The following is a 23605-nucleotide window of genomic DNA, read 5'->3' as shown; positions in this document are numbered from 1 at the left end:
GTTCGCGCCCGGCAACACAGTATAGGCAGGTAATCTTCCGGTGCGCGGCAATATTGCACAAGGCCGGGTGGCGCAGAGAGCATCATGGCCGTGGATTTCTGCGTCAACACGGCGCGGAGAGGCAAAGAAAAAAGCGAATCTGTTGATCGTTCCTCCAGTCAAACGGGCTTTGCCTGCGGCTCAGCCATGCCCTCCAAAACGCCAATTGCGCGCCGTGCGCGGGTGCGTTGCGGGCGTCCACGAGGAGGATATACCAGTTTGGTCGCCTCTACCATGATCGCGCCGCCCCCCATCATGGTGGGCATTTGCCGGCCAATCTTCTCGAACAAAGGCGCAGATTTCATCCAGATTCGCTGCTGCGAAGGGAACTGGTAGAGCGCTCCGAGATGCCGTTCGGGCAAGAACTGGTGTTTGCGCAACTGCGTCTCCAACTGCCCCGGTGAATAGGGCCGCCCATAGCCAAAAGGCGTGCGATCCCGCCGCGCCCACATGCCCGCACGGCTTGGCACGATGAACAGCGCCTTGCCCCCCGGCCCCAGCACCCGCCAGCATTCGTCGAGCAGTTCACTGGGCCGCTCTGATGTCTCAAGCCCATGCATCAACACCAGCTTGTCCACCGCCCCCGTCTCGACCGGCCAAAGCGTTTCTTCGGTTAGTACCGATGTATTCGGCATCCCCGCGGGCCAAGGCATCACCCCCTGCGGGCCGGGCATCAAGACCATCACCCGCCGTGCATCCGCCAGATAGGGCCGCAGCAGCGGTGCGGCAAAGCCAAAGCCCACCACCGTCTGGCCCTTCGCCTCGGGCCAAAGCTCCAACAACCGCCCGCGCAGGGATTTCTGCGCCGCACGGCCCAACGCGCTGCGATAGTAGAAATTGCGCAGATCCTGTACATCAAGATGCATTGCAGCCCGCCCTGGTGAGTGTCACTCTGATCTCAGCATAACAACACAGCGAGGTAAGACGCCATGGCCTTTGATCTGGTCACGATTCCCTGTCTGTCGGACAACTACGCCTTTTTGCTGCGTGACCATGACAGCGGCGCGGTGGCACTTATCGACGTGCCCGAGGCCGCGCCGATCATGGCAGAACTTGACCGCCGCGGCTGGAGCCTGAGCCAAGTCTGGTTGACCCATCACCACCCCGACCACGTGCAAGGGCTGGCCGAGGTGCTCACCCGCTTCTCTGCCGAGGTGATCGGCGCCAAGGCTGATGTCCACCGGCTCCCCCCGCTTGACCGCGAAGTGACGGAGGGCGACAGCATTGATCTTGGAACGCTGAAGGGCGAGGTGCTTGATGTCTCGGGCCATACCGTCGGCCATATCGCCTTTCATGTCCCGAAGGCCAAAACCGCCTTCACAGCCGACAGCCTGATGGCGCTCGGCTGTGGCCGTCTGTTCGAAGGCACTCCCGCGCAGATGTGGGAGAGTCTACAAAAACTGGCCGCCCTGCCCGGCGATACGACGATCTGTTCCGGTCATGAGTACACCGCCGCCAATGCAAAATTCGCACTTACCGTTGATCCAGACAATGCCGCACTTATATCTAGGGCCAAGGACATTAAGACTGCCCGCGATGCAGGCCGCCCCACCGTCCCCTCGCCGCTTTCACTGGAACTAGAAACCAATCCCTTCCTGCGCCCCGGCGATCCCGCCATCCGCGCCACACTGGGGATGCCAGACGCCACCGACACGGAAGTGTTTACCGAAATCCGCAGGCGCAAAGACCAGTTCTGAGTGCCTGCAATCATGGCTCAAAGTCCTCGCTCACGGCAAATGTGACCGATTCGGACCAGAATCTTCTTGAAGATGTGCCATGATCAACCAAACTCTAATACTATGAGGCCATGGTCGGACCGGGGCCTGAGATATCTCAGAACCTCACCGACCCCGATCGAAAAGGAGCACGCCCGTGCCTTCATTCTCGACTACACTTGAGCAGGCAATCCACGCAGCCCTTGCGTTGGCCAATGCCCGCCGTCATGAATTCGCCACGCTGGAACACCTGCTGTTGGCCCTGCTGGATGAGCCTGACGCGGTTCAGGTTATGAAAGCCTGTTCGGTCGACGTCTCTGATCTGCGCGATACGCTGGTTGAGTTCGTGGACGACGATCTGAGCAACCTCGTCACCGACATTGACGGCTCCGAAGCCGTGCCAACTGCTGCCTTCCAGCGCGTGATTCAACGTGCCGCAATCCACGTGCAATCTTCAGGCCGGACCGAAGTGACCGGAGCCAATGTGCTCGTCGCGATCTTTGCTGAGCGTGAAAGCAACGCGGCCTACTTCCTGCAGGAGCAGGATATGACCCGTTACGATGCGGTAAACTTCATTGCACATGGCGTCGCCAAGGACCCAGCCTATGGGGAATCTCGCCCCGTCGCCGGCGCGCCGGAGCATGAAGAAGAAGCCCAAGGTGTGACCGACGGCGACAAGAAGGAATCCGCGCTGGCGAAATACTGCGTGGACCTTAACGCCAAATCTCGCGAAGGCGACATTGACCCGCTGATTGGCCGCGAGGGCGAAGTGGAACGCTGTATCCAAGTGCTCTGCCGTCGCCGGAAGAACAACCCGCTGCTGGTGGGTGATCCGGGCGTGGGCAAAACCGCCATTGCCGAAGGGCTGGCGCGCAAGATCGTTGCCGGTGAAACGCCAGAGGTTCTGTCGAAGACAACGATCTACTCGCTCGACATGGGCGCGTTGCTTGCCGGTACCCGCTACCGTGGTGACTTTGAGGAACGCCTGAAAGCCGTCGTGACCGAGCTCGAAGAGCATAAAGACGCGGTGCTTTTCATCGACGAGATCCACACCGTGATCGGCGCTGGCGCCACATCAGGCGGTGCGATGGATGCCTCCAACCTTCTGAAACCCGCGCTTCAGGGCGGCAAACTGCGCACCATGGGCTCCACCACGTACAAGGAGTTCCGCCAACACTTCGAGAAGGACCGCGCTCTCTCCCGCCGGTTCCAAAAGATCGACGTGTCTGAGCCTTCGGTCGAAGATGCCACCAAGATCCTCAAGGGTCTCAAGCCCTATTTCGAGGAGCATCACAGCGTCAAATACACCTCCGATGCGATCAAAACCTCGGTGGAACTGGCGCATCGTTATATCAACGATCGCAAACTGCCTGACTCCGCGATCGACGTGATCGACGAAGCCGGTGCCGCACAGCATCTCGTGGCCGCCTCCAAGCGCCGCAAGACCATCGGCACCAAGGAGGTTGAGGCCGTGGTGGCCAAGATCGCCCGCATTCCGCCGAAGAACGTCAGCAAAGACGATGTGGTGGTGCTGAAGGATCTGGAAAGCTCGCTCAAGCGGGTGGTCTTTGGTCAGGACGACGCCATCGTCGCGCTCAGTTCGGCGATCAAACTGGCCCGCGCGGGGCTCCGCGAGCCGGATAAGCCCATCGGCAACTACTTGTTCGCGGGGCCAACTGGCGTGGGTAAAACCGAGGTCGCGAAGCAACTGGCGGATACCTTGGGCGTTGAATTGCTGCGTTTCGACATGTCGGAGTATATGGAGAAACACGCCGTGTCCCGCCTGATCGGTGCGCCTCCGGGCTATGTCGGTTTTGACCAAGGTGGCATGCTGACGGACGGCGTCGACCAGCATCCGCATTGCGTGCTGCTGCTGGATGAGATGGAGAAGGCCCACCCGGACGTCTACAACATCCTGTTGCAGGTGATGGACCACGGCAAGCTGACCGACCACAACGGCCGCACGGTGGATTTCCGAAATGTGGTGTTGATCATGACCTCCAACGCGGGCGCCTCCGAACAGGCCAAAGCGGCCGTCGGCTTTGGCCGCGACCGGCGCACAGGTGAGGACACCGCCGCGATTGAGCGGACCTTCACGCCGGAGTTCCGCAACCGTCTGGACGCGGTGATCTCCTTCGCGCCGCTGCCGAAATCGGTGATCTTGCGGGTGGTCGAGAAGTTCGTGCTGCAGCTCGAAGCGCAACTGATGGACCGCAACGTGACCATTGAGCTTAGCAAGAAAGCTGCCGAATGGCTGGCCGACAAGGGCTACGACGACAAAATGGGCGCCCGCCCCTTGGGCCGCGTGATCCAAGAGCACATCAAAAAGCCATTGGCTGAGGAATTGCTGTTCGGCAAACTCGCCAAAGGCGGCGTGGTCAAGGTGGACGCCAAGGATGGCGAGCTGACGCTCGAAGTTCTTGGCGTCGAAAGCAAGCGGCTCTCTGGCGACCGACCGCCGCTGCTAACCGCTGAATGATCCTCAGGGCCGCGCTGGCCCTGATCTTAACCTCCGCCGGCCCTGTGCTGGCGGAGGATCTGCAACTGGCTTTTCCGCTGGATTGCACCCTTGGGCAAGATTGCCACATCCAACAATATATGGACCGAGACCCCGGCCCCGGTGCGGTTGACTACCGCTGCGCGGGGCTGACCTACAACGGCCATAAGGGCACCGATTTCGCCCTGCCCAACACCGCCGCCATGCTTGCCGGTGTAACGGTACGCGCCGCAGCGGCCGGGGTTGTAAAAGGGTTGCGTGATGGGATGGAAGACGGTCTGCCGCTGGTCAAGGTTGGGGACCGTGAATGCGGCAATGGAGTTGTTATTGATCACGGAGACGGTTGGGAAAGCCAGTATTGCCACCTGAAGCAGGGGTCGGTCCAAGTGTCACAGGGTCAGCACGTCGCCTCTGGCGATGCGATTGGGCAAGTGGGGCAATCTGGCAAAGCTGGCTTCCCGCATCTGCATTTGTCCCTGCGACACCACGGCGAGCCTGTCGATCCCTTCGCCCCTGACCGCGCACTGGCCTGCGGCAAGCCCGTTCGCGCTCCGCTTTGGCAGGACCTGCCGCCCTACCTGCCCGGCGGTCTGATTGCGCTTGGCTTTGCTGACCACGTCCCTGACTACGAAGCAATCAAGGCGGGCGTTGCAGACAGCCGCGTCCTGCCCACCACGGCCCCGGCGCTTGTGGTATTTGGCTTCAGCTATGGGACGCACAAAGGCGACATCTTGCGTCTGCGTCTGACCGGACCGGAAGGCGATGTAATCGAGAAAGACATCGTCATGAGCAAACCGCAGGCGCAGTCCTTTCGCGCCATCGGCAAGAAGCGGCACGCCGAGGTTTGGCCCGCCGGTGTCTACGAAGGAACAGCAACGCTGCTGCGCGAAGGCGCGGTCATTGATACCCGCCGTGCGACATTACCCTGCGTTGATTACTTTTCGGTGAACTTCAACTCAATCCGTCGGTTCTGCGCTCTGGCCGCTTCGGTATTGCCACTGGCGACCGGTTGATACTGACCAAAGCCATTCGCGGCCAGGCGATCTGGCGCGATGCCGAGGAAATTGACCATATATTTCACGACCGACAAGGCCCGCGCTTGGCTCAATTCCCAGTTGTCAGCAAATTCGCCCCGGCCCGACAGCGGCACGTTATCCGTATGCCCGTCCACCCGGATCACCCAGTCAATCTCCGCCGGGATGTCATCGACCACGCTGCGCAAAATTCCCGCGACCTTGGCGATCTCACCCTGACCTTCTTGCGACAACACCGCGCTGCCCGGCGCAAAGAGCACTTCGGAAGAGAAAACAAACCGGTCGCCTTCGATCCGCACGCCCTCTTGGTTGCCCAGTAGGTTGCGGAGTCTGCCAAAGAATTCGGAGCGGTATTGGGCAAGGTCTTTGGTTTCCTCTTCCAGCCGTTTGCGCTCGGCGGCTTCCAGTTCAGCCCGGCGCCGCTCTTCGGCCGCCACCCGTGCCAGCGCGGTATTCAACTCCGACCCCAGCGATTGCAGCTCGACCGATTTTGCCGCGTCGCGTGCCACTGCATCGTCCAAAAGCGCTTGTAGATTGCCCAATTGCGCACGCAGTTCCGCGACCTGCTGGTTGAGCAATTCAGTCTGACGCTGCGCCTCCGCACTTATGGCTTTCTCTTGGGACAGCGTTTGCTCGGCTTGCGCCAGCAATGCGGCGCGCCGTTCAGCGGCGGTGCTTTTGTCTTCGGCCAGCGTTTCGGCGGCCAGCTTGGCGGCCAACGCCTGAGCTAGCTTGTCACGCAACGTCGTCTGATCTTCGGCAAGCGCTTCGCCCTGCGCTTCCAACTGCTGAACCCGGCTTAATGCGTCGGCTAGCTTTGTGTTCAATTCTGTCTCGGTGATCTCTGCCTGTGCCAACTTTGCGCGCAGCTCGCCCTCTGTGCCTTCGGCGGCCTCCAGTTGCGCGCTGAGTGTCTCCTGCTGCGCGCGTAGAGTGGCACGTTCCGCATCCAATTCCTCGCGCGTCTGTGCAAGGTTCTCCATCCGCAGGAGCGCCGCAGCCAATTGCGTATCAAGATCGCTTTCCGCTGCCCGCGCTGCAGCCAGCAAAGTCAAAGTGTCCTCCGCCTTCTTGCGCTGCGTCTCCAGCGCCAAGGTCATCGCGGTGAGTTCTGCGTCCGCATTCTCAAGCTTTTCTCGCAGCGCTTGGGCCGCAGCGGCTTCTGCGAGCCGGGCTGCTTCCTCGTCGCTCAAGGCAGCTTCGGCCTCGGCCACCTGTGTATTCAGCGCGGCAACCTCTGCCTCGGTTTCGGCATTCTGGGCGCGCAGATCAGCGACCAAGGCGTCGAGCGCTTCGCGTTTCGCGGCGGCCAGACGCGCGGTTTCGGCCTGTGCATCGATCTCATCACGTGCAGCGGCCAACGCGCTGTTGAGCGCTTGCTGCTCGGTCAGCAATGCCGCCTCTCGGTCTTCTAATCGGCCAATCTGCTCCCGGTCTTCGGCTTGTGACGCCAAAAGGGCTGCGACGCGGGCTTCAAATCCGGTGATCTCGGTCTCCGCTGCACGCAAAGCCGCATCCTGCTCGTCGCGTTCAGCGGTCAGATCAGCGATCACCGCCTCCTGCCGCGAGACCTGCGCGCGGGTGTCGTTGAGCGTGGCATTCAGCGCGCCTAACCGCGCTTCCAACCGGGCGTTTGAGCGTTCCTCGACACCCAGAGCCTGCGCCAGAGCCGCGACCTCCCCGGCCAGATCATTCAGCTCGCTTTCCTGCCCGCTAATCCGTTCTGTAAGCACGAATTGCACCACCATAAAGATGGTCAGCACGAACATCAGCACAAGCAGTAGACCGGTCATCGCATCTACGAAACCGGGCCAGATCGACCCCTGAAACCGAGTGCCAGTCCGCCGGGAAAGCGCCATATTAGCGCTCCCCGCCACCGGAGTTTAAGCCATCCCGGGACCGTCGAACGTCACCCCCCCGCGCGCCTGACAGCGCCTTAGCGAGCAGCGAGATGTCCTTACGCAGTTCGGCCATCGTTTCCTGACGTCCCGCCGAAATCTCTTCAAGGATACGCAGCATTTGAACGTCAATGGACCGCAGCCGCATCCGGCTTTCCGCGTCGATCCCTTCGCCGGTGCTCTGGCCTTCCAGCACGGCTACCAGCCGCTCCTGCCCCTCGGCCACACGCTCTAGCGCGGCGCTGGAGGGGTCGGGGCGCTCCATCCGGGTGGTCATCCGGTCTACGGCATCCGCAAGCTTGCCCAGTTTGTCGTCCACCATCGAGCGGCTGACATCGGATTGGGTGAACATCTGCTGCAATTCACCCATCTGCTCGACCATCTGATCCATGACCGCCGCCATGACGTTGTGGTCGTTGGCCTCATCCCCTGTGGTGAGACCAACACGGGTGATCGAGCTAAGCCAGTCTTCAAGCTCTTGGTAGAACCGGTTTTGCCCGTGGCCCGCGAAGAGTTCCAGCAGACCGACTACTAGCGACCCGGCAAGGCCTAGAAGCGATGAGCCAAAGGCCACGCCCATGCCGCCCAACTGCGCCTCTAGCCCGGTCATCAGGCGTCCAAAGACGTCAACACCCGCCTCCCCATCCCCCGGCGCGAGGGACCGGATCGTATCAACCACCGCAGGCACCGTTGTCGCCAGCCCATAAAAGGTGCCGAGCAACCCAAGGAAGATCAGCATATTGACGATATAACGCGTGATTTCGCGCACTTCATCGATACGCGATGCGACGGAATCGAGGATCGAGCGGGTCGAGGTCGGGCTGACCTGCATCCGCGCCCCGCGCTGGCGCAAGAGCGAGGCCAAAGGCGCCAGCAGTTGCGGCGCGACCGTGTCCGGCACAGGGTTGTCAGAGGCGAAGTTTTCGATCCAGCGCACCGAGCCGATCAACTGCGTGACCTGATAGAAACAAGCCAGCACACCAACAACGAAAACGAAGATGATGACGCCGTTCAGCCAAGGGTTCGCGGCAAAGATCGGCAAGACACTGGGCAGCGTCAGAAACGCCCCCACCCCGGTCAGGGCCAGCACGATCAGCATCAGTGAAATCTGACGCACCGGTTGTGAGAATTGCGGTTTTGCCTTGCGGTCTGGCTGTGCCATACGGCCTTTCCTGACCCTTTGTTCTGCTCTCCCCGCAGCTTACACCGAAACCACCGGAAGTTGCCAAGTTTTTATGAGGCCAAAGCCCTTACACGGTCATGAAGCCATTCCAGCGCCGGATCATGCAGTCCAACCTCGGACAGATGCACGGCGGTGTTGATCAGATACTCGGTATTTGGCCCCCGATCGCCGGTGGCGCGGGCAATGATCTGAGCCTGCTCTTCAAGGGGCAGACCACCGCAATATTGCACGTGATCAGCGTCGATCACATAGGTCACCGCCTCCACATCGCGCCCATCGGTCAGGTGGATGGTCAGGTTTTTCTCAATATAGGCCGAAGAGATCAGTTCTCTCTCGCGCAGATAGTCGAGGGTGCGGGCCTCATGCCCCTCTGCGACCCGCATGGCCATCCCTTCGCAGGCGGAGCCCACAGATTCGTCAAGCGCCAGCACCAAACCCGGCTCTTGGACCGTGCCACGGTGATGGATCGAGCGCATACAGAACGAACGCGCGTAGCCCGGCAAGGTACTCACCACGCGTTCCGCGACCTCAAACCCGGGGTTCCACAACAGGCTGCCATAGCCGAATACCCACATTGCCATCTTGCTGGTCCTTTCTGCTGTGCTTGGATAAACCGCATCTGAGGCAGAAATCAAAGGTCTATCGCGATGCGCAAGTTGGTTTGGCTGCTGATTATACTGGCCGCGCTTTTGGGTGCCTGGTGGGCCGTGGCCACCGCACAGATGCAAAGCGCCGTTTCCCGCCTGCTCGACGCCCGCCGTGCGGCTGGCTGGGAGGTCAATTTGGACAGCATCAGCAAGGGCGGGTTTCCCCTGACATTGCAAACTACCTTGGCCGGGGTGTCCTTGACCGACCCGGCGCAGGCCTTCCAGCTAAAGACCGCGAAAACAACCCTCTCGGCCCCCGTGTGGTGGCCGGGCGATCTGGCAGTCAAAGCCCCTCGGCTGCATCTTGAAACCGCCGCGGGCCGGCTGCCGGTGGAGGTCACCGCCAAGGATGTGGATGGGCGCTTGTCGTTGTATCCCGGACTGGCGCTTGAACTCGAACAACTGACCCTCCACAGCGGTATGCTCGAACTTGAAGGGCCGGATGGTCCGCTCTTGGAAATTGCGCAAGCGCGGGCAGAGATGCGTCATTTGGCAGCTGAACCGATGACCTATAGCCTCCAGATTCTACCTGATGCGATCACCCCCGGCCCCCTGCTGCGCCGCCTTTTTTCCGAGGACGGCCCGCCCACTTCGGCACCGACCCTTTCGGCCAATGCGAAGGTTACCTTTGATCACCCCCTGAACCGCCACACAGCAATGCGCAGACAAGCGCCGCAGGTGCAGCAGATCGCGCTATCGGAGGCTCGTATTGCGTGGGGCAATCTTGCCCTCGCGGCCAGCGGAACCTTGACGGTTGATCCACAGGGCCAACCCGAAGGGGCGCTGAACCTCAAGGTGAAGAACTGGGCGCGGCTGGTTAATATCGCTCAACGCGCCGGGGTGTTGCCGCCTTCCATGCGTCTACAGGTGGAAACCATGTTGCGGGCCTTGGAGAATCGTGGCGGCACACCGGGGGGGCTGGATCTCGATCTTGCCTTTGCTGACGGGCAAATGTCGCTCGCAGGCATCCCGCTTGGCCCTGTGCCGCGCTTGTTTCGCACTAACTAGCGGCAGTAGCGCCCCTTGCGATAGCGCGCCGTGTCGAAGTGAAAATGATCGCGGTGATAGCGATCCGCTGCGGGGCCAAGAACCGTGCCGAAGGGACCGCAAGCACCTATGTGCATCCGTCGCATCGCCTTACTGCTGCGCCGCGCGCCCCAACCCTTAAGGACTGAGACCGTGCTGCCATCTGCCAGTTGGAACCCGGAAATGTCGATCGCGCGGCCCTTACCATGCTCAGAGATTTTCGCCCCCTTACGGTTGTTCCGCGTGCGGCAAGCGTAATGCGCAGCGACGCGCAGGCCTTTGAGCCCACCGCCCGTTCCCGACAGAGCAGGCACAGCAGATTGCCGAACCCATTTATTGAGCGCTTGGGCGGTGGTGCAGTCCATTACCGCAGGCTGGCTCAGCCCGATGCCAGACACAGATCGCACCCGCACCGCGTTTTGGATGCCGCACCCTCTGATCTTCCCTGCCACGGCACCAATCGCCTCGCCCTGAATGGACAGATCCCCGCAGACCGCCCCTTTAGCCAACATACGCGCCCGAGCGCGGGCCGCTTTTTCGGCCTTCCGACTGCGCAGGAATGGACGCAGCGAAAACCCAAGGCCGCCTTTACCCTCGGCAGCCTGTCGGGCTGCAGGATCACGCGCAGGCTGCGCGATGGCCCCGGTGGGCGCGACAGTGACAGGCAAAACCCCGTCCCCACCCCGCGCAACGGGCCGTGCGGAGTTTTCAGGCCCCGCCGCAAAGACCGCCTGTCCGACCAAGATCAAACATATGACGGCCCCACGCATCATGACTTGCGGGCGCCCCGGCCAAAGTCCGGCGCATCGGTGTCCTGACCCGCCTCGATAATCCCGCGCCGGATCGCCCGGGTGCGGGTGAAATAGGCATGCAAGTGATCCCCATCGCCGGTGCGGATCGCGCGTTGCAGGGCGAACAACTCTTCAGTGAAACGTCCCAAAATTTCCAGCGTGGCCTCTTTGTTGGTCAGAAAGACATCGCGCCACATCGTTGGGTCACTCGCCGCAATCCGGGTAAAGTCGCGAAACCCGGCGGCGGAGTATTTGATGACTTCGCTGTCGGTCACCCGGCGCAAATCATCGGCCACGCCCACCATCGTATAGGCAATCAGATGCGGCGCATGGGAGGTGACGGCGAGGACGAGGTCGTGATGCTCGGCATCCATTTCCTCAACATGCGCCCCCGCCCCTTCCCAAAGTGCGCGGAGCCGGGCGATGGCATCCGGGTCCGTCCCCTCCACCGGGACGAGCAGGCACCAACGGTTGTCAAACAATTCGGCGAAGCCACTGCGCGGGCCGGAGTGTTCGGTCCCCGCTAGCGGGTGGCCGGGGATGAAATGCACGCCCTCAGGTAAATGTGGCCCCACCTGCGCAATTACGTCAGCTTTGACCGATCCTACGTCTGTCACGGTTGCCCCCGGTGCAAGATGCGGCGCGATCTCGGCGGCGACGGTGCCCATGACACCCACCGGCACGCAAAGCACCACCAGATCGGCGCCCTCGACAGCTTCGGCAGCGCTGTCGCAAACGCGGTCGCAGAGGCCGATCTCACGCGCGGTGGCGCGGGTCTCATCGCTGCGGGCATAGCCGGTGACTTCTCCCGCCAAACCGCCGCGTTTGATCGCCCAGAAAAGCGAAGAGGCAATCAGCCCCAGCCCGATCAGCGCAACCCTGTCATAGACCTGCGCCATCAGCGTACCCCCTTGTATTGTCGTACAGCATGGACCACGCGGCGGCAGGCGCTCTCGTCCCCGACCGTGATGCGCAGGCACTGGGGCAGGTTGTAGCCGCCGACACGACGCACGATCAGCCCTTGGGTTTTGAGGTAGTCATCGCAGGCTTCGGCCTCGGCCTGATTGGCGAAACGGGCCAGCACGAAGTTGGCGCAGGAGACATCCGACGGCACCCCGATCTCAGCCAGCGCATCGGCCAGCCACGACCGCCAACGGGCATTCTCGGCCCGGCAATGGTCCGTATAGGCGCGATCCCGGATCGCGGCCTCGGCAGCGGCAAGTGCGGCTTGCGAAAGGTTAAACGGCCCCCGCACGCGGTTGAGCACATCGATCACATGCGACGGACCGTAGCCCCAGCCGATCCGCAGCCCGCCCAACCCGTAGAGCTTGGAGAAGGTGCGGGTCATCACCACATTGTCGCGGCGGTCGACCAAGTCGGCCCCGCCGTCATAACCCTCGACATATTCAGCATAGGCGCCGTCCAGCACCAAGAGCGCCTGCGGCGGTAGCCCTTCGGCCAGCCGTTCGACCTCGCCCAGACCGATCATCGTGCCGGTGGGGTTATTGGGGTTGGCGATGAACACCAGCCGCGTGGCGTCGGTACAGGCGGCGAGGATGGCGTCGACATCCGTCACCCGCTCACGCTCCGGCACTTCGACGGGGGTGGCCCCGGCAGCGAGTGCGGAGATGCGGTACATGGCAAAGCCGTGTTCGGTGTGGACAACTTCGGTCCCCGGTCCGGCATAGGCTTGGCAGAGGAAGGCGATCACCTCATCTGATCCGGCCCCGCAGATGATCCTCTCCGCATCAAGGCCCAACACTTCGCCAATGGCTGTGCGCAGCGCACTGTGGTCTGAGGAGGGATAGCGGTGCAGATCATAAGCCGCGCGGCGGTAGGCTTCGACGGCGGCGGGGCTTGGCCCCAGCGGGTTTTCATTCGAGCTGAGTTTGACCACATTCTCAAGGCCCGCGACATGCGCCGCACCCCCTTGGTAAAGGTCAATCTCCATAATACCCGGTTGCGGTGCGATCTGTGTCATCTCGCTCTTTCCTCACGCTACTGCCGCCCTTCTATCGGGGCGCCAGCGGTGATGCCAGAATCATTCTGCATCCGCGCGTCTGCCGTGCAGGCTGTTGCATAGCTGCGCCCCGACCCTGCCCCGCCCAAAGCAAAAGGCCGCGCGGTTCGCACCACGCGGCCTTTCGAAAGTCGGTCGGCGAAGAAACTTAGTTCTTCGCGTAGAATTCCACGACGAGGTTCGGCTCCATGACAACCGGGTACGGCACGTCGCCGAGGCTCGGGCTGCGCACGAAGGTCGCGGTCAGTTTGGAGTGATCAACTTCGATATAGTCCGGCACATCACGCTCAGGCAGTTGAACGGCTTCGAGAACGGAAGCCAACTGCTTGGAACGGTCACGTACTTCGATCACGTCACCCTCTTTTACGCGGTAGGAGGGGATGTTGACCTTGCGGCCGTTCACTTTGACGTGGCCGTGGTTCACGAACTGGCGCGCGGCGAAAACGGTCGGCACGAATTTGGCGCGATACACAACCGCGTCCAGACGACGCTCCAACAGGCCGATCAGGTTTTCACCTGTATCGCCTTTAACACGCTCGGCTTCGCCGTAGATGCGACGGAACTGCTTTTCGGTCAGGTCGCCGTAGTAGCCTTTGAGCTTCTGCTTGGCGCGCAGCTGGATACCGAAATCGGAAATCTTGCCCTTGCGGCGCTGGCCGTGCTGGCCGGGGCCGTATTCACGGCGGTTCACCGGGGACTTCGGACGGCCCCAGATGTTTTCGCCCATGCGGCGGTCTAGTTTGTGCTTGGCAGCTGTGCGTTTGGTCACGGCTGATCTCCTTTATGAGGCCCCGAGGGGCGGTAAAGGGCGTTGTCCTTTGGCCGAAGCCCGACAGGCTTCCCCTTGCGGGGTCCACCAACACCAATGAAGGGGCGCTTATACGGCCATCGGACGGGGAGTCAACGGGGGATTTTCAGGCCATTGGACCAAGCATTGCTTCAGCGGGCCATTGCCGCACAGGGCGCGTGGCGATGGCAGGTCAGAATGTGATCATTAACCAGTCCGCATGCCTCCATCCACGCATAGGTAATCGTCGGGCCGCAAAACTTGAACCCGGCTTTTTTGAGGTCCTTGCTCACCTGCTCTGAAAGCGCGGTTTTGGGCGGCACATCGGCCTGTGTGGCAAAGCCGGGTTGCAACGGCACCCCGTCCACATAACGCCACATGAATTTATCAAACCCCTCGCCCGCCTCAATCTTTTGCCATGCGCGGGCGTTGGTGATAGCCGCTTCGATCTTGCCGCGGTGCCGGATGATGCCCGGATCAGCCAGCAAGCGCTGCACATCGGCCTCTCCCCATTCAGCGATCTGATGGGGGTCAAATCCCGCAAACGCACGGCGAAAATTCTCACGTTTTTTAAGGATCGTGATCCAGCTCAAGCCTGCCTGAAAGCCATCAAGGATCAACTTTTCCCATAGCGCCCGACTGTCATACTCCGGCACGCCCCATTCTGTATCATGGTAGGCTTGGTAAATCGGATCTTCACCGGCCCAATCACAACGCTGCATCTTATCCCTCCGGCTTGGCCGGGCGGGAAATCGCCGCTGATTAAGGCCGTGTTATCAACTTGTCGCCCATACCCTTGGCATAGTCAGCCAGAAAGTACCCCCGTGCCCCGCCGATTCCAACGCCGTATTGCCGATATGCCCCCCGGAGCGCAAAGCCCGCTTGATCATGCGGTCACACAGCGTGATCGGTCCACGCTTGAAATGGTACGCGAGGCGATTGCGCATAAACAGACGTTGCTTGCCTTTCAGCCGGTGATGCGTGCGAGTGATCCCAGCCGTGTCGCCTTTTACGAAGGGTTGATCCGGGTGCTGGACGCAACGGGGCGGGTTATCCCGGCCAAGGATTTCATTTCTTCCATTGAGGATACCGAGACAGGGCGCCAGATCGATGTGCTGGCGCTGCGCATGGGGCTCCGCGCTCTGCACGACAATCCGGGCCTGCGCCTATCGATCAACATGTCAGCCCGCTCAATCGGCTATCAAGCGTGGAACCGGATGCTGCGGCGCTGGCTGGACCGTGACGCCACCATTGGCGAGCGCCTGATTCTTGAGATCACGGAAAGCTCGGCGATGCTGGTGCCTGAACTCGTTGCCGATTTCATGGACCAGTTGCAGCCCTATGGCATCTGCTTCGCGATGGATGACTTTGGCGCGGGGCATACGGCGATACGCTATTTTAAAGATTTCTATTTCGACATTCTTAAACTTGACGGGCAATTCATTCGTGGGATCGCACATGACCCTGACAACCGCGCATTGACTGCGGCACTAATCTCCATCGCGACCCATTTCGACATGCTAACGGTCGCAGAATGTGTCGAAAACGGCGAAGACGCTGCGGTTCTGCGTCAAATGGGCATCGACTGCCTGCAAGGCTATTACTATGCCGCCCCAACCACCCGACCAGACTGGCTGAACAAGGGCCAAAGACACGCCGCAGGGTAACGCGGCATTCCAATCGTCAGGCCTTATCGGCGGCACGTGACCTGCTCAGTTGCCGCATTGCAGCGCATCCGCTATCACTGACGCAAGGGACAAGAAACCCGCGCCCGAATAGGATGCGTGCGGTTTGCTTTTACCCGGTCAGATAGAGGAATTCACATTATGACCAATGTTGTCATCGCATCCGCCGCCCGTACTGCCGTGGGCAGTTTCGGCGGAGCATTCGCCAAAATCCCTGCGCATGATCTGGGTGCCGCCGTTCTCAAAGAACTGGTGGCCCGCGCAGGTGTTGATCCGAGCGAAGTTTCGGAAACCATTCTTGGGCAGGTGTTGACCGCCGCTCAGGGCCAGAACCCGGCGCGTCAGGCGCATATCAACGCAGGCCTGCCAAAGGAGAGCGCGGCTTGGGGCATCAACCAAGTCTGCGGCTCGGGCCTACGCGCCGTGGCACTGGCGGCGCAACACATCCAACTGGGTGATGCGAACATCGTCTGCGCCGGTGGGCAGGAAAATATGACCATGAGCCCCCATGCGCAGAACCTGCGGGCGGGTCAAAAAATGGGCGATTTGCAGTTCATCGACACGATGATCCGCGACGGTCTGTGGGACGCCTTCAACGGCTACCACATGGGCCAGACCGCTGAGAACGTCGCCGAAAAATGGCAGATTTCGCGCGATCAGCAGGACGAATTCGCCGTCGCGTCGCAGAACAAGGCCGAAGCCGCGCAAAAGGCAGGCAAATTCGCAGATGAGATCGTCGCATACACGATCAAGGGTCGCAAAGGTGAGACGGTCGTCGATCAAGACGAATACATCCGTCATGGTGCGACCATCGAAGCGATGCAAAAACTGCGCCCGGCCTTTACCAAAGACGGCTCGGTTACCGCCGCCAACGCTTCTGGCCTGAACGACGGCGCGGCGGGTGCGCTGCTGATGAGCGCGGAAGACGCCGAAAAGCGCGGCATCACCCCGCTCGCGCGGATTGCCTCCTATGCAACGGCTGGTCTCGATCCGTCGATCATGGGCGTCGGCCCGGTCTATGCCTCGCGCAAGGCGCTGGAGAAGGCTGGCTGGAAGCCTGAAGATCTGGATCTGGTCGAAGCCAACGAAGCCTTTGCCGCGCAGGCCTGTGCTGTGAACAAGGAAATGGGCTGGGATCCCGAAATCGTGAACGTCAACGGCGGCGCGATTGCGATCGGCCACCCAATCGGTGCCTCCGGCGCCCGCGTTCTGAATACCCTGCTGTTCGAAATGCAGCGCCGTGACGCCAAGAAAGGCCTCGCGACGCTGTGTATCGGTGGCGGGATGGGTGTTGCCATGTGCCTTGAGCGCCCGTAAGACTAGAGTCGGCGCGCAACTTTATTGCGCGCCGAAACATGCATTTGCAAGAACATTACCTTGAGGGAGGAATTACATGTCACGCATCGCTTTGGTCACCGGAGGCAGTCGCGGCATTGGCGCGGCAATTTCCACCACGCTGAAGGACAAAGGCTATACCGTCGCCGCAACCTATGCGGGCAATGACGAAGCCGCCGCGAAATTCACCGAAGAGACCGGTATCAAGACCTATAAATGGAACGTGGCAGATTACGACGCCTCCAAAGCCGGGATCGAACAGGTCGAAGCGGAGCTTGGCCCCATCGAGGCGGTCGTCGCCAACGCAGGCATTACCCGCGATGCGCCGTTTCATAAAATGACCCCCGATCAGTGGAACGAGGTCATCGCCACCAACCTCACAGGCGTGTTCAACACCATCCACCCGGTTTGGCCCGGTATGCGCGAACGCAAATTTGGCCGCGTGGTCGTGATTTCTTCGATCAACGGACAGAAGGGACAGTTCGCGCAGGTCAACTACGCCGCGACCAAGGCGGGCGATCTGGGCATTGTAAAATCGCTGGCCCAAGAAGGGGCGCGTGCTGGCATTACCGCCAACGCGATCTGCCCCGGCTATATCGCGACCGATATGGTCATGGCCGTGCCTGAAAAGGTCCGCGAAAGCATCATCGCGCAGATCCCCGCCGGACGTCTGGGAGAGCCGGAAGAGATCGCGCGTGCAGTGGCGTTTCTCGTCTCCGATGACGCCGGTTTTATCAACGGCTCGACAATTTCGGCTAACGGTGCGCAGTTCGTCGTCTGACGCGCCCGGTGTGACATAGGCCAGCACCAACCACCCCTGTGATCGCTCGCGGGGGTGTTTTTGTTGGATCGCTATGCTCAAAGACTACTGCGCCGCTGTGGCACCCGCCCAACCGTCCCAAAGGATCGAAGTATGAGCCGCCAAAAAGCGACTGTTACCGGGTTTATCGCCGTTTTGCTCTGGGCGCTGCTTGCGTTGTTTACCGTAGGCTCAGCACCGACGCCGCCGCTTTTGCTCAATACCATCTGCTTTGCGATCGGCGGCACCCTCGGGCTGGTTTGGACTGTGGCGACGGGGGCGGCAGGGCGGCTGCGCAGCGTGCCATTTAGGGTCTATGTCTTTGGGACGCTTGGCCTCTTTGGCTACCACGCTCTATACTTCTCGGCCCTGCGTCTGGCCCCTGCGGCGGAGGCCGGGTTGATTGCCTATCTGTGGCCGCTTCTCATCGTCGTTTTCTCAGGTCTCTTGCCCGGCGAACGGCTGCGGCGCGGCCATATTGCGGGCGCTTTGCTGGGCTTTGCCGGCGCTGCATTAATCATCACCGGCGGGGGGCAAGGATTTTCGACAGCACATTTTGCGGGCTATGGGTTGGCGCTGCTTTGTGCGCTCACATGGTCGGGCTATTCCGTTCTATCGCGGCTGGTGGGGACAGCCCCGACGGCGAGCGTCGCGGTTTTTTGCCTCGCCAGCGCGGCCTTATCGCTGCCGCTGCATCTGATTTTTGAACAGACCGTGCTGCCTAAAAGTGCTCTGGGTTGGACGGCGATCTTGGGGTTGGGGCTCGGCCCGGTTGGTTTGGCCTTTTATGTCTGGGACATTGGGGTGAAACAGGGCGACATCCAACTGCTAGGAACGAGCTCTTATGCGGCCCCTCTGCTGTCGACGCTGGTCTTGGTGATTGCTGGTGTGGCGACTGCGACCTGGACACTGCTTTGGGCTGCGATGCTGATCACCAGCGGGGCAGTCATTGCTGCACGGGCGAGCCTTCCGAAAACGAAACCTGCTTCAAAGCCCGGATAAGACATCGGCAGACCGAAACACTGTGTCTTAACCACTAAAGTGCGCCGAACCCAGCAAACCGGCTTCGGCGCTCGTCGGATCACCGTGGTGATCCGACAGGTTTTATCCGTTCACTGCGTCCTAAATTAGCTGGACAGACGGTTAATCTCCTCCTTCAGACGCAGTTTCTCTTTCTTCATGGAAGCAACTTGCAAATCGTCCATACCGGGGGCGCGTTGAGCGGATTCAACCGCCTCACTCATCGCCTGATGCTTCCGCTTCAAGCTATCCAGATGTGCGTTCAAAGCCATACAATCCTCCATGGTGGGTGTTACATATTCAGTGGACCACAGCGTGACGCACAAGTCACGCAGCATCGCAGCATAGGGGCGGCGTTGGTAAAAATTTGCTTAAGGCGTGGGAAAAATAAGCGGCGCGCCATCGCGCAAGACGGCTTCGATCTTTGGAACATAGCTGTTCCCATCACGAAGATGCCGCGGCCCTTGGTGCATGACCAGATTTCGATAGAGTTGAAACGCTCCTCGCCCGTTTTTGCGCGCCCGCAGGAGAATCAACTCAGGATGCCTTCCGGGGCGGGGCGACAGCGGCTGCACCTCGATTGACCCCATCTCATGTGGCAATGCCGCCAGCAGCTCAGGCAAACGCTCTGCCCTATGAATAAAATGCGCCTGCCCCTTGGGTTTCAGGCGTTTTGCCGCGATGCGCACCCAGTCGCGCAGGGGGGTCGCTTCGCCCAAGGCACGCTCGCGCCCCGGATCACGTGACTGCACCGACGCGGCGCGGTCGAAATAGGGCGGATTGGCCAAGACATGATCGAACTGGCGGTCTCGAAGATGCAAAGGCATCGCCGTGATGTCAGCTTCGACCACCTCGAACCCCGCTCCCCCATTGCGCCGGGCCAGATCGGCATAGGCGGTTTGCAATTCGCAGCCCGTCAGTTCCAGCCCCGGCACCCGCGCCCCGAGACAAAGCGCCGCAGCCCCCGCGCCGCAGCCCAGTTCCAGCACCGTTTCCCCGGCGTGCGCCGGGACGCTGGCGGCCAACAGCACCGGGTCCACCCCCGCGCGGTACCCCCGCCCGCGGCGCGGTTGCCACAGATGCAATTTGCCACCCAGAAAGGCGTCACAGGTCAGGTCTTCTTCGGCAAAGCGGGTCACAGCCCGAGCGGGATCTCATTATCGCGCATCACCCTTAGGGCGGCGTCGTGATCGTCGGGGCGAACCATCAGACGGCGCGGGAAGATTCCGATACCGCCTTCGAGCACGCTCATGTTTACGTCCATTTCAAAGCAGTCTATATCCTCCCCCCTGAGAAGGGCGGAAGCAAAGGCGATGATCGTCATGTCGGTGCTGCGCAAAAGTTCCTTCATATCAGAGATGTAGAGCCGGATCGGCAGCCTGTCGAGCCTGTTGCGGGGAATGATGAGGAAAAGTGATGTGATGGACAAACCACACGACCGCATGGCGGCCTATCTGGCCGATGACATGACCGCTGTCAGCACGCTGATCCGCGAGCGTATGGCGTCGAAACACGCGCCCCGTATTCCCGAGGTCACTGCCCATCTGGTCGAGGCCGGGGGCAAGCGTTTGCGCCCGCTTTTGACCTTAGCGGCGGCGCGTATGTGCGGCTATTCTGGTCCCTATCATGTGCATCTTGCGGCAACCGTTGAGTTCATTCACACCGCCACTTTGCTGCATGATGATGTGGTGGATGAAAGCGCACAGCGACGGGGTCGGCCCACGGCCAACCTGCTGTGGGACAACCAGTCTTCGGTGCTGGTGGGCGACTATCTCTTTGCCCGCAGTTTCCAGTTGATGACCGAGCCGGGGTCGATGCCCGTCATGCGCATCCTGTCCAATGCCGCGGCAACCATTGCTGAAGGCGAAGTACTGCAACTGACCGCCGCACAGAACCTTGCCACTGATGAGGCAGTTTACTTGCAGGTGGTCCGTGGCAAGACCGCCGCGCTCTTTTCCGCTGCGACAGAGGTAGGCGGCGTTATTGCCGACGCGCCGAAAAATCAGGTTCAGGCGCTATTTGACTATGGGGATGCGCTTGGCATCGCCTTCCAGATTGTGGATGACCTGCTGGATTATCAAGGGGATACCGGCGCGACTGGCAAGAACGTGGGCGATGATTTCCGCGAACGCAAACTGACTTTGCCCGTGATTAAAGCGGTGGCCAAGGCGGATGCCGAGGAACGTGCCTTTTGGACCCGCACGATCGAAAAGGGGCGGCAGGAAGAGGGCGATCTTGATCATGCGCTCGCACTGCTGCGCAAACATAACACGCTCGCGGCCACGCAGGTCGACGCGCACCACTGGGCGGAGAAAGCAAAAACCGCGCTCGCGCCGCTGCCTGAGCATGAGTTGAAAGAGATGTTGATCGGTCTGGCCGATTACGTTGTGAGCCGGATCAGCTAGGCTGCAATACTGGCCCGGCGGCAACCCACCATTGGGGGGCTTCAGCGCGGATGCGTTCGGCTGCGGCTTCCGCTTCTGGAGCGGTCTCATAAAGACCGAAACAGGTGGCACCGGAGCCTGACATCCGCGCCAGTTTTGCATCGTCCAGCGCGTCAAGACAGTCGGCGATCACTGGTGCTCGCGCAATGGCGGGGGCTGCCAAGTCATTGCGTTGCATAAGTAAAAATTCGACGAACTCTGCCAGATTGGCGAAGTCTGGGATTACCCTGGGCATGGGCGGCTGCGCCTTGTCGGTCAAAGCGGCAAAGACCGCAGGCGTCGGCACGTCGATCCGGGGGTTTACCAACACGAGGTGACAAGGCGGGAGGGCGGGCCACGGTGTTAGCACCTCGCCCACGCCCTGCATCCGCTGAGGGCTATCCACAAGGCAAACCGGCACATCCGCGCCCAACCGCGCCGGATCTTTGGGAAGCGCCGTCCCCCAGTGCGCGGCCAGCACCTCAAGCGCCGCCGCCGCGTCGGCCGAGCCGCCGCCGATCCCCGCTGCGGTTGGTAGATGTTTGATTAAATGCAGCGCCGCGCCGCGCCCTGCGCCCGCATCGAGCAGCGCCGCAGCGCGTAGCACCAGATTACGCTCGTCAGTCGGCACCCCCTCAGCACCGGGGCCGCTTACCGTGAGGCTCAGACGCTCACTGGGCATCACATGCAGTTCATCGCCGACACCGGCTCGCACCACCAGAGAGTCGAGCAGATGATAGCCGTCGTCCCGCTGACCGGTGACATGCAGGGTGAGGTTAATCTTGGCCCATGCCATCCGGCTGCCCGCGGCGCCCGGTTGCAATGGCAAAGCCGCCACGTCCGTTTGGGTCATTCCTCAGTTGCGACCTTAAGCGGCGCGGCGCCTTCCTCTGCCAGTACGGCATCAAGACCGACTTCGAGTTTGCGGCGCATCCGGTCCGGGTCAGCCTCAGAGTCCGCATCGCTCTTGTCGACGAACGACAGGGCACGGCGCCACTGAAATTCGGCCTCACGCCGGCGCCCCACGGCCCAATAGACATCCCCCAAGTGATCATTCACCACCGGGTCCACCGGCTCTAGTTCTACCGCTCTTTCCATCTGGTCGACCGCTTCTTCGTAGCGGCCGAGGCGGTAAAAGACCCACCCCAGAGAATCGACGATATAGCCGCTTTCGGGGCTGGCGGCGACGGCGCGTTCGATCATGTCGAGCGCCTCATCCAGATTGCGCTCCTGCTCGACCAAGGAATAACCAAGATAGTTCAGCACCTGCGGCTGTTCGGGGTTGAGCTTGAGCGCGGCGCGGAAATCTGCTTCTGAGCCTTCCCAATCGCCGCTGCGCTCTTTGGCAATGGCCCGTGCATAATAGAGCACCCACCGCGCGCGGGCGTTTTCCGAAGTCAGTTCCAGCGCGTTGTCATAAGACGCAATCGCGGCCTCGTAGTCCTCCTCAGCGCGTAGGATGTCACCGAGCGTGGAATGCACCACCGCAAGGTCCCCATGGCTACGCGCCAGTTGTTCCAACACCTCAATCGCCTGCGCGGTCTTGCCCGAACGTCGCAGCGCGTCGGCGCGACCCAATTCGGCGGCGTGGTAGGCCGGGCTGTCGGGCGGCAACGCCTTGTACTCCGCAATCGCGAGATCATGCTCACCAAGGTTTTCTAACAAGCTCGCCGTCAGCAGTAGCGCGTCGACGTGATCGGGCCGCAGGTAGCGGGCGATGCGAGAATACAGCAGGACGTAGTAGTCGCCCGCTGCCTCATTGCGCAGCACGGCAGCGAAGGTAAAGAATACCTCGGCCATACCAGAGCGAGCATCGGGCATATAAGTGAAAGGCGCGGAACTCTCTGCGGTTAACCGCGCCATCAGATCATCGATTTCGGGGTCGGTATCGTCGCCAAAGCCGTCTTTCAGCACCGCCAGAGCGTCGTCATGTCGGCCAAGCTGGCCGAGGATTTCCGCATGGGCGATGACCCCACGGCGGGTCTGTGCCGCAGCACCAGCGTCGTCGCTGGCAAAGATCGCCTCGGCACCCTCAAAATCCCCTACGGACGCGAGAGCCAGCGCCTTGTGGTACATGACAAAACCCTGCATCCCGGCTTCGGTGCTCAGGCTGTCAAAGGCGTCCATCGCGGCGGTCACGTCGCCCGCCCCCATATGCGCCCAAGCCTGCACCAATCCGCCGACCCACGGCCCAATCGCGGCGCTGTCACGCTCCAGCAAAGCGTCGTAATCGCCTTCTTTGGCCAATGCGGCGACGATCGTCATTTCAGCCACCTGACTTTTGGAGCCGAGGGTGACCATGTTGCGGGCCAGTGGCAAAGCCTTGTCGATCCGCCCAAGCGACAGGTAGGACAAGACCGAGCTTTCCATCAATTCGACGTTTTTGGGATCGCGGGCCAAGGCTTCGGTATAATAGCGAGCGGCTTCGGGGTAGTCGCTGTTCACCGCGGCATGGCGTCCGGCCAGATAGGGGCCGGCGATAGACTGCGCCATGAGTGGCGCAGACAGGCCGATGCAAAGCGCCGCAACGCTGGTGAAAGTCAGGACATTTCGATACATGCAAACCGCCTCTTGTCGCTTTTCTGCAGGCTATCAGACCAGCGTCCGGGCGCAATGCCGCGCATTCGATCGGGCCTGTCGCGAACAGGTTTTCGCCGACCTGAATGCGAAAGGACCGACACGCTTTCGCCTGCCGGTCCTTTGCGT

23 protein-coding genes are annotated in these 23605 nt (G+C 61.2%); 9 read left to right on the top strand and 14 right to left on the bottom strand.

Features of this window, described 5'->3' with window-relative positions; all coding sequences use genetic code 11:
- Positions 1 to 158: 158 nt before the first annotated feature.
- A complete protein-coding gene (locus tag HTT03_RS10745; RefSeq protein WP_174859781.1) occupies positions 159 to 905 on the bottom strand; it encodes a class I SAM-dependent methyltransferase in 747 nt (248 codons plus the stop codon).
- Between the two features lie 63 nt (positions 906 to 968).
- Here HTT03_RS10745 and gloB point away from each other — a divergent pair, with 63 nt between their 5' ends.
- From gloB to HTT03_RS10730, 3 genes are all read left to right on the top strand, one after another.
- On the top strand, positions 969 to 1736 hold the full coding sequence (gene gloB, locus HTT03_RS10740) for a hydroxyacylglutathione hydrolase (RefSeq protein WP_174859780.1): 768 nt from the start codon (positions 969 to 971) through the stop codon (positions 1734 to 1736).
- 175 nt (positions 1737 to 1911) lie between these two features.
- Positions 1912 to 4233, top strand: coding sequence for an ATP-dependent Clp protease ATP-binding subunit ClpA (clpA, locus tag HTT03_RS10735; RefSeq protein WP_174859779.1), 2322 nt, complete (start codon positions 1912 to 1914; stop codon positions 4231 to 4233).
- Positions 4230 to 5264, top strand: coding sequence for a M23 family metallopeptidase (locus HTT03_RS10730; protein WP_174859778.1), 1035 nt, complete (start codon positions 4230 to 4232; stop codon positions 5262 to 5264). The genes clpA and HTT03_RS10730 overlap by 4 nt, the downstream gene beginning before the upstream one ends.
- On the opposite strand, the gene HTT03_RS10725 is transcribed toward HTT03_RS10730, so the two are convergent.
- The 3 genes from HTT03_RS10725 to HTT03_RS10715 form a co-directional block, all read right to left on the bottom strand.
- A complete protein-coding gene (locus tag HTT03_RS10725; RefSeq protein ID WP_174859777.1) occupies positions 5186 to 7144 on the bottom strand; it encodes a peptidoglycan -binding protein in 1959 nt (652 codons plus the stop codon). The genes HTT03_RS10730 and HTT03_RS10725 overlap by 79 nt on opposite strands.
- Position 7145: 1 nt before the next feature.
- Complete coding sequence (locus HTT03_RS10720; protein WP_174859776.1) at positions 7146 to 8345, bottom strand: biopolymer transporter ExbB; 1200 nt, start codon at positions 8343 to 8345, stop codon at positions 7146 to 7148.
- A 71-nt stretch (positions 8346 to 8416) separates the two neighbouring features.
- Complete coding sequence (locus HTT03_RS10715; protein ID WP_174859775.1) at positions 8417 to 8947, bottom strand: gamma-glutamylcyclotransferase; 531 nt, start codon at positions 8945 to 8947, stop codon at positions 8417 to 8419.
- 66 nt (positions 8948 to 9013) lie between these two features.
- On the opposite strand from HTT03_RS10715, the gene HTT03_RS10710 reads away from it, so the two are divergent.
- On the top strand, positions 9014 to 10021 hold the full coding sequence (locus HTT03_RS10710) for a DUF2125 domain-containing protein (protein ID WP_174859774.1): 1008 nt from the start codon (positions 9014 to 9016) through the stop codon (positions 10019 to 10021).
- On the opposite strand, the gene HTT03_RS10705 is transcribed toward HTT03_RS10710, so the two are convergent.
- From HTT03_RS10705 to HTT03_RS10685, 5 genes are all read right to left on the bottom strand, one after another.
- Entirely contained in the window at positions 10018 to 10812 is a 795-nt protein-coding gene (locus HTT03_RS10705) for an extensin-like domain-containing protein (protein ID WP_174859773.1), read from the bottom strand. The two genes, HTT03_RS10710 and HTT03_RS10705, sit on opposite strands and share 4 nt — an antisense overlap.
- A complete protein-coding gene (locus HTT03_RS10700) occupies positions 10809 to 11729 on the bottom strand; it encodes a prephenate/arogenate dehydrogenase family protein (protein WP_174859772.1) in 921 nt (306 codons plus the stop codon). Before HTT03_RS10700 ends, HTT03_RS10705 begins: the two co-directional genes overlap by 4 nt.
- Entirely contained in the window at positions 11729 to 12811 is a 1083-nt protein-coding gene (gene hisC, locus HTT03_RS10695) for a histidinol-phosphate transaminase (protein WP_174859771.1), read from the bottom strand. Before hisC ends, HTT03_RS10700 begins: the two co-directional genes overlap by 1 nt.
- 187 nt (positions 12812 to 12998) lie before the next feature.
- Positions 12999 to 13619, bottom strand: a complete 621-nt coding sequence (rpsD, locus tag HTT03_RS10690) for a 30S ribosomal protein S4 (protein WP_174859770.1) — start codon at positions 13617 to 13619, stop codon at positions 12999 to 13001.
- Positions 13620 to 13789: 170 nt separating this feature from the next.
- Positions 13790 to 14359 (bottom strand): DNA-3-methyladenine glycosylase I, encoded by a 570-nt coding sequence (locus tag HTT03_RS10685; protein WP_174859769.1) that lies wholly within the window; start codon positions 14357 to 14359, stop codon positions 13790 to 13792.
- Between the two features lie 102 nt (positions 14360 to 14461).
- Here HTT03_RS10685 and HTT03_RS10680 point away from each other — a divergent pair, with 102 nt between their 5' ends.
- The 4 genes from HTT03_RS10680 (at position 14462) to yddG (ending at position 18458) form a co-directional block, all read left to right on the top strand.
- The gene (locus tag HTT03_RS10680; protein WP_343035794.1) at positions 14462 to 15304 is read left to right on the top strand and encodes an EAL domain-containing protein; all 843 of its coding nucleotides are present in this window, start codon (positions 14462 to 14464) and stop codon (positions 15302 to 15304) included.
- Positions 15305 to 15463: 159 nt separating this feature from the next.
- Positions 15464 to 16639 (top strand): acetyl-CoA C-acetyltransferase, encoded by a 1176-nt coding sequence (locus tag HTT03_RS10675; protein ID WP_174859768.1) that lies wholly within the window; start codon positions 15464 to 15466, stop codon positions 16637 to 16639.
- Between the two features lie 76 nt (positions 16640 to 16715).
- Positions 16716 to 17438, top strand: coding sequence for an acetoacetyl-CoA reductase (phbB, locus tag HTT03_RS10670; protein WP_174859767.1), 723 nt, complete (start codon positions 16716 to 16718; stop codon positions 17436 to 17438).
- Between the two features lie 132 nt (positions 17439 to 17570).
- Entirely contained in the window at positions 17571 to 18458 is an 888-nt protein-coding gene (gene yddG, locus HTT03_RS10665; RefSeq protein WP_174859766.1) for an aromatic amino acid exporter YddG, read from the top strand.
- Positions 18459 to 18583: 125 nt separating this feature from the next.
- Here yddG and HTT03_RS10660 read toward each other — a convergent pair whose 3' ends face one another.
- From HTT03_RS10660 to HTT03_RS10650, 3 genes are all read right to left on the bottom strand, one after another.
- Positions 18584 to 18748, bottom strand: a complete 165-nt coding sequence (locus HTT03_RS10660) for a YdcH family protein (protein WP_174859765.1) — start codon at positions 18746 to 18748, stop codon at positions 18584 to 18586.
- Positions 18749 to 18847: 99 nt separating this feature from the next.
- Positions 18848 to 19615: a methyltransferase domain-containing protein gene (locus HTT03_RS10655; RefSeq protein WP_174859764.1), complete on the bottom strand. Its 768-nt coding sequence runs from the start codon at positions 19613 to 19615 to the stop codon at positions 18848 to 18850.
- Complete coding sequence (locus HTT03_RS10650) at positions 19612 to 19827, bottom strand: putative signal transducing protein (RefSeq protein ID WP_174860325.1); 216 nt, start codon at positions 19825 to 19827, stop codon at positions 19612 to 19614. The genes HTT03_RS10655 and HTT03_RS10650 overlap by 4 nt, the downstream gene beginning before the upstream one ends.
- 70 nt (positions 19828 to 19897) lie before the next feature.
- Here HTT03_RS10650 and HTT03_RS10645 point away from each other — a divergent pair, with 70 nt between their 5' ends.
- Complete coding sequence (locus HTT03_RS10645; protein WP_246253457.1) at positions 19898 to 20881, top strand: polyprenyl synthetase family protein; 984 nt, start codon at positions 19898 to 19900, stop codon at positions 20879 to 20881.
- Here the strand turns inward: HTT03_RS10645 and HTT03_RS10640 are convergent.
- Positions 20874 to 21695, bottom strand: a complete 822-nt coding sequence (locus HTT03_RS10640) for a 4-(cytidine 5'-diphospho)-2-C-methyl-D-erythritol kinase (protein WP_425506321.1) — start codon at positions 21693 to 21695, stop codon at positions 20874 to 20876. The genes HTT03_RS10645 and HTT03_RS10640 overlap by 8 nt on opposite strands.
- A 53-nt stretch (positions 21696 to 21748) precedes the next feature.
- Positions 21749 to 23458: a tetratricopeptide repeat protein gene (locus HTT03_RS10635; RefSeq protein WP_174859762.1), complete on the bottom strand. Its 1710-nt coding sequence runs from the start codon at positions 23456 to 23458 to the stop codon at positions 21749 to 21751.
- Positions 23459 to 23605 lie beyond the last annotated feature (147 nt).

It is taken from the genome of Sulfitobacter maritimus (genome assembly GCF_013346665.1).
Lineage (GTDB): Bacteria > Pseudomonadota > Alphaproteobacteria > Rhodobacterales > Rhodobacteraceae > Sulfitobacter > Sulfitobacter maritimus.
The sequence above is the reverse complement of the archived record's forward strand: the minus strand, read 5'-3'. Positions and strand labels throughout refer to the sequence as shown.

Excerpts from the sequence above, each read along its gene's own strand:
- HTT03_RS10745 (WP_174859781.1), bottom strand. The coding sequence starts at position 905 with ATGCATCTTGATGTACAGGATCTGCGCAATTTCTACTATCGCAGCGCG.
- gloB (WP_174859780.1), top strand. The coding sequence starts at position 969 with ATGGCCTTTGATCTGGTCACGATTCCCTGTCTGTCGGACAACTACGCC.
- HTT03_RS10730 (WP_174859778.1), top strand. The coding sequence starts at position 4,230 with ATGATCCTCAGGGCCGCGCTGGCCCTGATCTTAACCTCCGCCGGCCCT.
- HTT03_RS10725 (WP_174859777.1), bottom strand. The coding sequence starts at position 7,144 with ATGGCGCTTTCCCGGCGGACTGGCACTCGGTTTCAGGGGTCGATCTGG.
- HTT03_RS10720 (WP_174859776.1), bottom strand. The coding sequence starts at position 8,345 with ATGGCACAGCCAGACCGCAAGGCAAAACCGCAATTCTCACAACCGGTG.
- HTT03_RS10715 (WP_174859775.1), bottom strand. The coding sequence starts at position 8,947 with ATGGCAATGTGGGTATTCGGCTATGGCAGCCTGTTGTGGAACCCCGGG.
- HTT03_RS10710 (WP_174859774.1), top strand. The coding sequence starts at position 9,014 with ATGCGCAAGTTGGTTTGGCTGCTGATTATACTGGCCGCGCTTTTGGGT.
- HTT03_RS10705 (WP_174859773.1), bottom strand. The coding sequence starts at position 10,812 with ATGATGCGTGGGGCCGTCATATGTTTGATCTTGGTCGGACAGGCGGTC.
- HTT03_RS10700 (WP_174859772.1), bottom strand. The coding sequence starts at position 11,729 with ATGGCGCAGGTCTATGACAGGGTTGCGCTGATCGGGCTGGGGCTGATT.
- hisC (WP_174859771.1), bottom strand. The coding sequence starts at position 12,811 with ATGACACAGATCGCACCGCAACCGGGTATTATGGAGATTGACCTTTAC.
- HTT03_RS10685 (WP_174859769.1), bottom strand. The coding sequence starts at position 14,359 with ATGCAGCGTTGTGATTGGGCCGGTGAAGATCCGATTTACCAAGCCTAC.
- HTT03_RS10675 (WP_174859768.1), top strand. The coding sequence starts at position 15,464 with ATGACCAATGTTGTCATCGCATCCGCCGCCCGTACTGCCGTGGGCAGT.
- phbB (WP_174859767.1), top strand. The coding sequence starts at position 16,716 with ATGTCACGCATCGCTTTGGTCACCGGAGGCAGTCGCGGCATTGGCGCG.
- yddG (WP_174859766.1), top strand. The coding sequence starts at position 17,571 with ATGAGCCGCCAAAAAGCGACTGTTACCGGGTTTATCGCCGTTTTGCTC.
- HTT03_RS10660 (WP_174859765.1), bottom strand. The coding sequence starts at position 18,748 with ATGGCTTTGAACGCACATCTGGATAGCTTGAAGCGGAAGCATCAGGCG.
- HTT03_RS10650 (WP_174860325.1), bottom strand. The coding sequence starts at position 19,827 with ATGAAGGAACTTTTGCGCAGCACCGACATGACGATCATCGCCTTTGCT.
- HTT03_RS10645 (WP_246253457.1), top strand. The coding sequence starts at position 19,898 with ATGGACAAACCACACGACCGCATGGCGGCCTATCTGGCCGATGACATG.
- HTT03_RS10640 (WP_425506321.1), bottom strand. The coding sequence starts at position 21,695 with ATGGCATGGGCCAAGATTAACCTCACCCTGCATGTCACCGGTCAGCGG.
- HTT03_RS10635 (WP_174859762.1), bottom strand. The coding sequence starts at position 23,458 with ATGTATCGAAATGTCCTGACTTTCACCAGCGTTGCGGCGCTTTGCATC.